Genomic DNA, 12,736 nt, shown 5'->3' with positions numbered 1-12,736 from the left:
GCTGGTCACAATGGCCTACTCCTGCAGCGGTTTGAGGATTAGCGCATATCAGGCAAACGGGCTTCGCTCCTCACTTCACTCGCGGCAATGGCTTCAGGGGGCAGAGATATTCGCTGTTTGTTCAGTAGTTCACCCATGTTGGCCAGAACCCGATACATCGAGAACTCCTCGACATAGCGTACTTCGGTATACCGGCGGTTGGCGTTGTACAGCTCGTTTTCACTGTCGAGCAGGTCAAGCAGGGTGCGCTGGCCGAGCCCGAACTGGTCCTGATAGGCGGCGCGTACTCGGGTTGTGGTGTCGGCGTATTCGCGCGCGGTTGGTGTTTGCTTGCGGGCGTTGGTCATGGCGTTCCACGACAGCGCCAAGTCCTCGTTGAGGGTTCGCAGGGCGTTGTTGCGAATGTCCATCGCCTGGTTGATCTTGTGTGCGTCCGACTGCAGGCGGGCTTTGTCACTGCCGCCACGGAACAGGTTGTAGCTGAGCTCGACACCGGCTTGCCAGTCGTTGTTATCGTGACCGACCTGGCCTGCGGTGTTGTTGTTCGCACCGGTGGCCAGCACTGCGTCCAGACGTGGATAAAACGGCGACTTGGCCACTTCGTACTGCTGCTCGGCGGCTTGCACGTCGGCCTGGGCCGACTTCAGGTAGGGGTTGTGCTCCAGCATGTCCTGGCGTGCATCCGGCAGGGTTGCTGGCATTTCGCCCTTGATGGTAACCGGTGTTTCGAGCTCATCGGGGACGCGTCCCACAACGCTGTAGAAGTTGGCTTCGGCATCGGCAAGGTCGACTTCGGCGGTGTACAGGTTGTTTTCTGCCAGGGCGCGACGTGCGGTGGACTGATCGCGGTCAGCGATACTGCCCACACCACGCTCACTGCGCAAGCCAATCTGGTCATTGACGCGCAAGTGTGCCTGGAGGTTGTTGGTGGCCAAGGTCACCAGTTCGCGCCGCTTGAGCACTTCTAGGTACACCTCGATGGCGCGCAAGGCAACACTCTGGGCGGTTGCCTGGGTGTAGTAGGCGCGCGAGTTCACCACAGCCTCAGTGCGGCCGACTTCGTTCGGGGTGTTGAAGCCGTCAAACAACATCTGCCGCAAGCGCAGATCCGATTGGGTGTAATTCAGTGTTTCCTTGTTGTGATCGCGTGAGCCGTCGATGTTGGAACCGCGGGTGTTGGTGTTGTCGGATTTCTGCCGACCATAGCCTGCAACCAGATCAACGCGTGGGTACCAGCCACCTTTGGCAACGTTGACGTCTTCGTCTGCAGATAACCGGCTGTTACGGCTCGCGTTGATTTCAGGATGTTGGTCCACGGCGCTTTGAACAGCTTCCGTAATCGACATCGCCAGGGCATTGGCAGAGGCCATAGCCAAAAGAATCGCGCCGGTGATGGGGGTCAAAACGCGCATGGGGTACTTCTCCCTGATTTCTAATTTATGTATTGCTGTCGTCAAAAAAATGACGGAATTTTAAGTCCAAACCGTTTCAAACTTGTAACATGAGAGCTAAGAACATTTATAAGGATAGCTAAGAAGAATTTTTCATAAGGGTTATGCGAAAAAAAACTTATGCGTTCTAAGGAATCCACGACATTGTTCATATCGGGCGACCCGTGGATTCCCCGCTGGAGTGCATTTTTCGGGCGTCGGCAATTAGTTCAATTTTTTTTGCAGCAAAGGGCACGGATGTAGCGGAGGGGATGGAGGAAAATCAGATTTGGCGACAATTTTTTGGCATTTGCCGGTTTGCCAGATCAATTCCACGTTCACTGTGTGTCGGTCACGCGAAGGTGTTGATTTCATTGAAAATCAGCCTTCGCCTTTAGCGCTTGTCGAGTAACGACTCCAGGCAGGCGCCGCAGGCCGACCACGCGCGATTCAGAGTGCTTTCCTGCGAAAAACCGTTTTGCAGCAGAGGAGAGCGCTCATGGCCAAGCTAATCGGTGTTGTCAGCAAAGTAGTCGGAGAGGTCTTCGCAGTCGCCAACGACGGTACTCGTCGGGCACTTGCCGAAGGTGACCGGCTGTTTGCCGGCGAGCAGTTGGAAACGGGGGCCGCTGGAGCGATTGCCGTTCATCTGCAAAACGGTGCCGAATTGACCTTGGGCCGTGACAGTAGTCTTGAGCTTACGCCTCAACTGCTGGCCAATCAGGCCCCCCATGCCGATGCGCCAGAAGCGCTGGCACCTAGCCAGGCTGAACTGACAGACGTGGAGAAACTCCAGCAGGCCATCGCTGCGGGTGCTGACCCGAGCCAGGAAGCTGATCCAACTGCCGCCGGTCCTGGTAGTGGCGGTGCTCCGGGCGCCGTCGGTGGCGGGCACTCCTTTGTCATGCTCAGTGAGGTGGCCGGTCGAGTTGATCCGATCATTGGCTTTCCTACCGCGGGCTTCAACGGTTTTGCCGAACTCCGGGATCTGGATGTCGGTTTGCTCAATGACAGCAACGACGACGCTCCGCCGCCGCTCGTTCCTGAAGTAGACCATCCGGTTATTCTTGACGGCCTGGACGTTGGCGGCGGCGAATTGTCGCTGAATGAAGCCAATTTGGCGCAAGGATCGGCCAGCGATCCAGCGGCGCTCACCCAGAACGGCAGTTTTACCGTGGTGGCTGCAGATGGGGTGTTCAATCTGAATGTCGGTGGCATCAACGTCGTCACTGCGGGTGCGGTGACCGGCGTGGGCCAATCCATTGTCACTGGGCTTGGGAACGTTCTAACCATCACCGGATACGACGCCGCGACCGGTGTCGTCAGTTACAGCTACACCCTGACGGGCGCCGAGTCCCACGCCAATGGGGCTGGGACCAATGGGCTGGGGGAGAGCATCACCGTATCTGTCAGCGATACCGATGGCGATGTGGCCAGCGGCTCGCTGGACATCAACATCGTCGATGATGTGCCAAAGGCTATGGCAGACACCAACGCGGTGACCGCCACGGAAAATCAGCTGAGCCTCACCGGCAACGTGCTGGATAACGACACCCAGGGCGCCGACCGTATCGCCTCCGGCCCGATCACCCCGCAAACCATCGAAGGGACCTACGGCAAGCTGGTGCTGGCCGCCGATGGTTCCTACACCTACACGCTGAATTCTTCCGACCCGGACTTCATCAACCTGCACGGTGGTGGAACCGGCATCGAGACCTTTACCTACACCTTGAAGGACGCCGACGGCGACACGTCGACCGCCAACCTGGTGCTGAATGTCACCAACCTCAATGACCCGGTAACCCTCAACGGCCTGAATGTCGAAGGCGGCGAACTGACTGTCTTCGAGAAAAACCTTGTCGATGGCAGCAGCCCCGATGGCACCGCGCTTACCCAAGGCGGCAGCTTCACGGTGACCGCGCCGGACGGCCTGCAAACCCTGACCGTAGGCGGGATTGCCGTGGTCACTGACGGCGCCGCAGCTGGCTTCCCGCAGTCGGCAGTCACGCCGGAAGGCAACACGCTGACCATCACCGGCTATAACGCCAGTACGGGTGTGGTGACCTACACCTACACCTTGCTCGACAACGAGGCGCACACCGCTGGCAATGGCACCAGCCTGGGTGAGGGCTTCAGCGTGGTCGCCACCGACACCGATGGCAACAGTGCCACCGGCAATATCGACGTCAACATCATCGACGACGCGCCGAAAGCAGTTGATGACAGCAACAGCGTCACTGCGACCGAAGCGCAATTGACCTTGACCGGCAACGTGCTCACCAACGACACCCAGGGTGCTGACCGCATCGCCAGCGGCCCGATTACTCCGCAAACCATCGAAGGGACCTACGGCAAGCTGGTGCTGGCCGCCGACGGTTCGTACACCTACACCCTGAACTCTTCCGATCCGGACTTCATCAACTTGCACGGTGGTGGTACCGGCATCGAGACCTTCACCTACACCCTGAAGGATGCCGATGGCGACACGTCGACCGCCAACCTGGTGCTGAATGTCACCAACCTCAATGACCCGGTAACCCTCAACGGCCTGAATGTCGAAGGCGGCGAACTGACCGTCTTCGAGAAAAACCTTGTCGATGGCAGTAGCCCCGATGGCACCGCGCTGACCCAGGGCGGTAGCTTCACCGTGACCGCTCCAGACGGTTTGCAAACCCTGACTGTAGGTGGCATTGCCGTGGTCACCAACGGTGCTGCGGCAGGCTTCCCACAGTCCACCGTTACGCCGGAAGGCAACACGCTGACCATCACCGGCTATAACGCCAGCACGGGTGTGGTTTCTTACACCTATACCTTGGTGGGCAATGAGGCGCACACCGCAGGCAATGGCACCAACCTAGGTGAGAGCTTCACCGTGGTAGCCACCGACACGGATGGCAGCAGCGCTACCGGCAACATCGACGTCAACATCATCGACGACGCGCCGAAAGCGGTTGATGACAGCAACAGCGTCACCGCGACCGAAGCGCAATTGACCTTGACCGGCAACGTGCTCACCAACGACACCCAGGGCGCCGACCGTATCGCCTCCGGCCCGATCACCCCGCAAACCATCGAAGGGACCTACGGCAAGCTGGTACTGGCTGCCGATGGCTCGTACACCTACACCCTGAACTCTTCCGATCCGGACTTCATCAACCTGCACGGTGGTGGAACCGGCATCGAGACCTTTACCTACACCTTGAAGGACGCCGACGGCGACACGTCGACCGCCAACCTGGTGCTGAATGTCACCAACCTCAATGACCCGGTAACCCTCAACGGCCTGAATGTCGAAGGCGGTGAATTGACCGTCTTCGAGAAAAACCTTGTCGATGGCAGCAGCCCCGATGGTGCCGCGCTGACCCAAGGCGGCAGCTTCACGGTGACCGCGCCGGACGGCCTGCAAACCCTGACCGTCGGCGGGATTGCCGTGGTCACTAACGGCGCCGCAGCTGGCTTCCCGCAGTCGGCAGTCACGCCGGAAGGCAACACGCTGACCATCACCGGCTATAACGCCAGTACGGGTGTGGTGACCTACACCTACACCTTGCTCGACAACGAGGCGCATACCACCGGCAATGGCACCAGCCTGGGTGAGAGCTTCAGTGTGGTCGCCACCGACACCGATGGCAGCAGTGCCACCGGCAATATCGACGTCAACATCATCGACGACGCTCCGAAAGCAGTTGATGACAGCAACAGCGTCACCGCGACCGAAGCGCAATTGACCTTGACCGGCAACGTGCTCACCAACGACACCCAGGGCGCCGACCGTATCGCCAGTGGCCCGATCACCCCGCAAACTATCGAAGGGACCTACGGTAAGCTGGTGCTGGCTGCTGACGGTTCATACACCTACACCCTGAACTCTTCCGATCCGGACTTCATCAACTTGCACGGTGGTGGTACCGGCGTCGAGACCTTTACCTACACCTTGAAGGACGCCGACGGCGACACGTCGACCGCCAACCTGGTGCTGAACGTCACCAACATCAACGATCCGGTAACCCTCAACGGCCTGAATGTCGAAGGCGGCGAGCTGACTGTCTTCGAGAAAAACCTTGTCGATGGCAGCAGCCCCGATGGCACCGCGCTGACCCAGGGCGGTAGCTTCACCGTGACCGCTCCAGACGGTTTGCAAACCCTGACTGTAGGCGGGATTGCCGTGGTCACCAACGGTGCTGCGGCAGGCTTCCCACAGTCCACCGTTACGCCGGAAGGCAACACGCTGACCATCACCGGCTATAACGCCAGTACGGGTGTGGTGAGCTACACCTACACCTTGCTCGACAACGAGGCGCATACCACCGGCAATGGCACCAGCCTAGGTGAGAGCTTCACTGTGGTCGCCACCGATACGGATGGCAGCAGTGCCACCGGCAACATCGACGTCAACATCATCGACGACGCGCCGAAAGCGGTTGATGACAGCAACAGCGTCACCGCGACCGAAGCGCAATTGACCCTGACCGGCAACGTGCTCACCAACGACACCCAGGGCGCCGACCGTATCGCCAGTGGCCCGATCACCCCGCAAACCATCGAAGGGACCTACGGCAAGCTGGTGCTGGCTGCTGACGGTTCATACACCTACACCCTGAACTCTTCCGATCCGGACTTCATCAACTTGCACGGTGGTGGTACCGGCATCGAGACCTTCACCTACACCCTGAAGGATGCCGATGGCGACAGTAGCAGTGCTAAGTTGGTACTTAACGTCACCAACATCAACGATCCGGTAACCCTCAACGGCCTGAATGTCGAAGGTGGCGAACTGACCGTCTTCGAGAAAAACCTTGTCGATGGCAGCAGCCCCGATGGCACCGCGCTGACCCAGGGCGGCAGCTTCACGGTGACCGCGCCGGACGGTTTGCAGACCTTGACCGTGGGTGGCATTGCTGTGGTCACCAACGGTGCCGCAGCTGGCTTCCCACAATCGGCGGTTACGCCGGAAGGTAATACGCTGACCATCACCGGCTACAACGCCAGCACGGGTGTGGTGAGCTACACCTACACCTTGCTCGACAACGAGGCGCACACTACCGGCAATGGCACCACCCTGAACGAAAGCTTCACTGTGGTCGCCACCGATACGGATGGCAGCAGTGCCACCGGCAACATCGACGTCAACATCATCGACGACGCGCCGAAAGCGGTCGATGACAGCAACAGCGTCACCGCGACAGAAGCGCAATTGACCCTGACCGGCAACGTGCTCACCAACGACACCCAGGGCGCCGACCGAATCGCCAGCGGTCCGATCACCCCGCAAACTATCGAAGGGACCTACGGCAAGCTGGTGCTGGCTGCCGATGGCTCGTACACCTACACCCTTAACACGGCCGATCCAGATTTCATCAACCTGCACGGTGGTGGCACCGGCGTCGAGACCTTCACCTACACCTTGAAGGATGCCGACGGTGACAGTAGCAGCGCCAAATTGGTGTTCAACGTCACCAACATCAACGATCCGGTGGTGATCAACGGTCTGGATATCTGTGGCGGCGAGCTGACCTTTTACGAGAAGAACCTCACCGAGGGCAGCAGCCCGAACCCAGGTGAGCTGACCAAGGGCGGCACCTTCACGGTCATCGCCCCGGATGGCCTGCAATCGCTGACCATTGCTGGCGTGAGCATCGTCAGTGGTGGTGTGGTCAGCGGCTTCCCGCTGCATGGCACGACCCCGATGGGTAACGCCTTCACCATCCACAGCTATGATCCAAGCACGGGTGTCGTAACGGCAAGCTATACGCTGGATCACACCAACACGCATCAGAGCGGCAACGGCGCCAACAACATCCTCGAAAGCCTGGAAGTGGTGGCAGTCGACACCGACGGCAGCACCGCCAAGGCCAGCGTCGATGTCAATATCGTCGACGATGTTCCACTTGCGGTTAACGATACCAACGCGACGGCGGCTACCGAAGCTCACCTGACCCTGACCGGCAACGTGCTCACCAACGACACCCAAGGCGCCGACCGCATCGCCTCCGGCCCGATCACCCCGCAAACTATCGAAGGGACCTACGGCAAGCTGGTGCTGGCTGCCGATGGCTCGTACACCTACACCCTTAACACGGCCGATCCAGATTTCATCAACCTGCACGGTGGTGGCACCGGCATCGAGACCTTCACCTACACCTTGAAGGATGCCGACGGCGACAGCAGCAGCGCCAAATTGGTCCTGAACGTCACCAACATCAACGATCTGGTGGTGATCAACGGTCTGGATATCTGTGGCGGCGAGCTGACCTTCTACGAGAAGAACCTCACCGAGGGCAGCAGTCCCAACCCAGGTGAGCTGACCAAGGGCGGCACCTTCACGGTTATCGCCCCGGATGGCCTGCAATCGCTGACCATTGCTGGCTTGAGCATTGTCAGTGGCGGTGTGGTCAGCGGCTTCCCGCTGCATGGCACGACACCGATGGGTAACGCCATCACCATTCACAGCTACGATCCAAGCACGGGTGTCGTAACGGCAAGCTATACGCTGGACCACACCAGCACACATCAGAGCGGCAATGGCGCCAACAACATCCTCGAGAGCCTGGAGGTGGTGGCAGTCGATACCGACGGCAGCACCGCCAAGGCCAACGTCGACGTCAATATCGTCGACGATGTTCCACTTGCGGTTAACGATACCAACGCAACGGCGGCTACTGAAGCTCACCTGACCCTGACCGGCAACGTGCTCACCAACGACACCCAGGGCGCCGACCGTATCGCCTCCGGCCCGATCACCCCGCAGACCATCGAAGGGACCTACGGCAAGCTGGTGCTGGCTGCTGACGGCTCATACACCTACACCCTGAACTCTTCCGATCCGGACTTCATCAACTTGCACGGTGGTGGTACCGGCATCGAGACCTTCACCTACACCCTGAAGGATGCCGATGGCGACAGTAGCAGTGCTAAGTTGGTACTTAACGTCACCAACATTAATGACCCGGTAACCCTCAACGGCCTGAATGTCGAAGGTGGCGAACTGACCGTCTTCGAGAAAAACCTTGTCGATGGCAGCAGCCCCGATGGCACTGCGCTGACCCAGGGCGGCAGCTTCACCGTGACCGCGCCGGATGGCCTGCAGACCTTGACCGTGGGCGGGATTGCCGTGGTCACCAACGGTGCTGCGGCAGGCTTCCCACAGTCCACCGTTACGCCGGAAGGCAACACGCTGACCATCACCGGCTATAACGCCAGCACGGGTGTGGTGACCTACACCTACACCTTGCTCGACAACGAGGCGCACACTACCGGCAATGGCACCACCCTGAACGAAAGCTTCACTGTGGTCGCCACCGATACGGATGGCAGCAGTGCCACCGGCAACATCGACGTCAACATCATCGACGACGCGCCGAAAGCGGTTGATGACAGCAACAGCGTCACCGCGACAGAGGCGCAATTGACCCTGACCGGCAACGTGCTCACCAACGACACCCAGGGCGCCGACCGCATCGCCTCCGGCCCGATCACCCCGCAAACCATCGAAGGGACCTACGGCAAGCTGGTGCTGGCTGCCGATGGCTCGTACACCTACACCCTTAACACGTCCGATCCAGATTTCATCAACCTGCACGGTGGTGGAACCGGCATCGAGACCTTCACCTACACCTTGAAGGATGCCGACGGCGACAGTAGCAGCGCCAAATTGGTGTTCAACGTCACCAACATCAACGATCCGGTGGTGATCAACGGTCTGGATATCTGTGGCGGCGAGCTGACTTTCTACGAGAAGAACCTCACCGACGGCAGCAGCCCGAACCCAGGTGAGCTGACCAAGGGCGGCACCTTCACGGTCATCGCCCCGGATGGCCTGCAATCGCTGACCATTGCTGGCGTGAGCATCGTCAGTGGCGGTGTGGTCAGCGGCTTCCCGCTGCATGGCACGACCCCGATGGGTAACGCCTTCACCATCCACAGCTACGATCCAAGCACGGGTGTCGTAACGGCAAGCTATACGCTGGACCACACCAGCACGCATCAGAGCGGCAACGGCGCCAACAACATCCTCGAAAGCCTGGAAGTGGTGGCAGTCGACACCGACGGCAGCACCGCCCAGGCCAGCGTCGATGTCAATATCGTCGATGACGTGCCCCATGCGGTTAACGATACAAACGCCGTCACGGCGACCGAAGCGCAGTTGACCCTGACCGGGAACGTGTTGACTAACGATATTCAGGGCGCCGACCGCGTCACCAGTGGCCCGATTACCCCGCAAACCATAGAAGGTATCTACGGCAAACTGGTGTTGGCCGCAGATGGCTCCTACACCTATACGCTGAATACCGCTGACCCAGACTTCATCGCGCTACACGGTGGCGGTAGCGGTGTGGATACCTTCACCTACACCCTCAAAGATGCCGACGGTGATACCAGCAACGCGACCTTGAAGATTGACGTCAGCAGCCAGGATCACCCGGTTGTCATCAGTGGCCTGGATGTCGATGGTGGTGAGTTCACGGTCTACGAAAAAAACCTCACTGATGGCAGCAGCCCGGATCAGGCTGCGTTGACACACACTGGCAGCTTCACCGTGACGGCTGCTGATGGCCTACAGACCCTTACGGTGGGCGGCATCACTGTCGTTTCCGGCGGCAACGTCGTTGGTTTCCCGCAATCTGGAACGACGCCACTGGGCAACGCTCTGACCATAACCGGCTTCAATCCGACAACCGGTGTTGTGAGTTACTCGTACACCCTGCAGGACAACGAAAGCCATGCCAATGGCAATGGCACCAACAGCCTCAATGAAGCCATTGACGTCAGCGCAACCGACAAGGATGGCAGCACTGCCCATGCGACCCTCGATGTAAACATCGTTGATGATGTGCCCGCCGTGGTCGGTGCCGATCGTTCGGTGACGCCGGGGCAGGTGGACTCCAACCTGCTGCTGATCATTGACGTATCGGGCAGCATGAACGATCGCTCGGGTGTTCCCGGCAAGACGCGTCTGCAACTGGCCAAGGATGCCATTAGCACCTTGCTCGACAAGTACGACGAAATGGGGGACGTCAAAGTCCAGATTGTCACGTTCAGTTCCAATGCATCGGACCCATCCGGTGTATGGGTGTCGGTCGCCGAGGCCAAGCAACTGGTTGCCGGGCTGACCGCGGGGGGCGGCACCAACTACGACCAGGCAGTAGCGGTAGCGAAGTCGGCATTCGCCAACGCTGGCAGTTTGACCGGAGCGCAGAACGTCGGTTATTTCTTCTCCGACGGCAACCCATCGACAGCTTCACAAGGCATCGGGCCGGCCGATGAGGTTTCCTGGAAGAATTTCCTCGACAGCCATGGTATCAAGTCGTACTCCATCGGCCTGGGTTCTGGGGTCGATGTCGATAACCTCAACCCCCTGGCCTATGACGGCAGCACACACACCGATACCAACGCGGTGGTGGTCACCGACCTCAATGTGTTGAATCAGGTACTGTCAGGAACGGTACAGGGTGCACCTATTACCGGCAGCTTGATGAGTGGTGGGATTTTTGGTGCCGATGGCGGCTTTATCAAAGCCCTGCTGGTCGATGGCACGACCTACACCTATGATCCGAAAGCCAATGGTGGCAACGGTAGCTATAGCGCCGCCGGTGGCGTTGATCGCGGCAGTTTCGATACCGCAACCAACACCTTCAACATCAAGACCGTGCATGGCGGAACCTTGCTGGTCGATATGGATACCGGCGAATTCACTTACACCCCTCCAAAAGACACCGGTGCGACGGTGACCGAGACCATCGGCTTCACCGCCAGTGACACAGACGGCGACCTGAGCAGCGCCAACCTGGTCGTCAATGTCTATTCCAACGCCGCACCGGTGGCGGGTGCCGACCACATCATCACCAACATTCTTTCCAGTACCATCACCTTGCCGGCAGAGGCGCTGCTGGCCAATGACAGTGACGCCAACAACGATACACTCACGGTCTCGCCGATCACCTTCAACACCGACTGGGCAGCCAAGGGGGCTGGCTTCACAGTGGGCAACGGCCTGCCGACGCTCAGCTTCACCGGCAGCTCTGCCCAGTTCAGGGATGTAGCGCGCAGCTCGTTCCGCACGGCAGCGAACACCACCACAGCGGCATTACTGGTCAATGGGTGGCTGGGATCGCTCTCCAGTGGTGCCAATGCTGAGGATGTGCTGACTGTTTCTTTGAAGAAAGGTGAGTCGCTAAAACTTGATCACGACCGTCCGCTCGGCAACATCCTGATGGAATGGAAGGATGAAAACGGCAACTATCAGACCATTGCCGATGGTCACAGTTTTACTGCCGATCACGACGGGGTGTACAGCATCCATGTGACCAACCTGTCCAACCCTTTGGGAGGTAATGCCAATGGTTCGGAAAACTATGGCCTGACCATGACGGTCGACTACGCCAATGCTGAAAACCAGACCTATAACGGCACCTACACAGTCAGTGACGGGCATGGTGGCAGTGCAACGGGTAACGTGGATATTTCCTACCAGAGTGGTAGCACATTGACCGGCACCGCTGGCGATGACACCTTGCTCGGCGGCAGTGGCCACGACACCCTCAATGCCGGCGCTGGCAACGATGTGTTAATCGGTGGCGATGGCAACGACATTCTCAACGGTGGCGATGGCAATGACTTGTTGATCGGCGGTGCCGGCAATGACCAGCTCAACGGCGGCGCTGGAATCGATACCGCCAGTTACGCTGGTGCCGGCAGTGGCGTAACTGTCAGCCTGGCCAGCGCTGGCGCGCAGAATACCGGAGGGGCAGGCACCGATACCTTGACCGGTATCGAAAACCTGATCGGCTCAGATTACAACGATCACCTCACCGGTGACGGCAATTCCAACTTGCTTATCGGTGGCCTGGGCAACGATACGTTGATTGGCGGTGGCGGCAATGATGTGTTGATCGGTGGGGCCGGTAACGACACCCTGACCGGCGGCAGCGGCAACGACATCTTCCTGTGGCAGCAGGGTAACACCGGGCGAGATGTGGTGACCGACTTCACTCCGGGTTCCGATCGGCTTGATCTGTCTCAATTGCTCCAAGGCGAGAACGCCACTTCGGCTTCACTGGATGACTACTTGCACTTCAAGGTTACCGGCAGTGGTTCCGGGGTGGTGTCTACCATTGAGGTCAGCGCGGTAGCGGGGGCTGCACCGACCCAGACCATCGATCTGGCAGGGGTCAACCTGGCGGAGCATTACGGGGTGACAGCGGGGGCGGGTGGGGTGATTGCTGCAGGGCAGGACACCGCGACCATCATCAACGGAATGCTCAATGATCATTCGTTGAAGGTGGATACGGTCTGAGGCGTGCGTTTTG

At 59.2% G+C, this 12,736-nt stretch carries 2 protein-coding genes; one reads left to right on the top strand and one right to left on the bottom strand.

Annotated elements, in window-relative coordinates; all coding sequences use genetic code 11:
- Window positions 1-38: 38 nt before the first annotated feature.
- Window positions 39-1,412 (bottom strand): TolC family outer membrane protein, encoded by a 1,374-nt coding sequence (locus tag D3Z90_RS19750; protein ID WP_136477612.1) that lies wholly within the window; start codon window positions 1,410-1,412, stop codon window positions 39-41.
- 517 nt (window positions 1,413-1,929) lie between these two features.
- On the opposite strand from D3Z90_RS19750, the gene D3Z90_RS19745 reads away from it, so the two are divergent.
- The gene (locus D3Z90_RS19745) at window positions 1,930-12,723 is read left to right on the top strand and encodes a retention module-containing protein (RefSeq protein ID WP_256658260.1); all 10,794 of its coding nucleotides are present in this window, start codon (window positions 1,930-1,932) and stop codon (window positions 12,721-12,723) included.
- The last annotated feature ends 13 nt before the right edge of the window (window positions 12,724-12,736 follow it).

It is taken from the genome of Pseudomonas sp. DG56-2, assembly GCF_004803755.1.
In the GTDB taxonomy this organism is placed as follows: domain Bacteria; phylum Pseudomonadota; class Gammaproteobacteria; order Pseudomonadales; family Pseudomonadaceae; genus Aquipseudomonas; species Aquipseudomonas auratipiscis.
This window is presented reverse-complemented; position numbering and strand designations above follow the sequence as displayed.

Bases quoted from the DNA above. Each gene is read 5' to 3' on its own strand.
- D3Z90_RS19750 (WP_136477612.1), bottom strand. From the start codon at position 1,412: ATGCGCGTTTTGACCCCCATCACCGGCGCGATTCTTTTGGCTATGGCC.
- D3Z90_RS19745 (WP_256658260.1), top strand. From the start codon at position 1,930: ATGGCCAAGCTAATCGGTGTTGTCAGCAAAGTAGTCGGAGAGGTCTTC.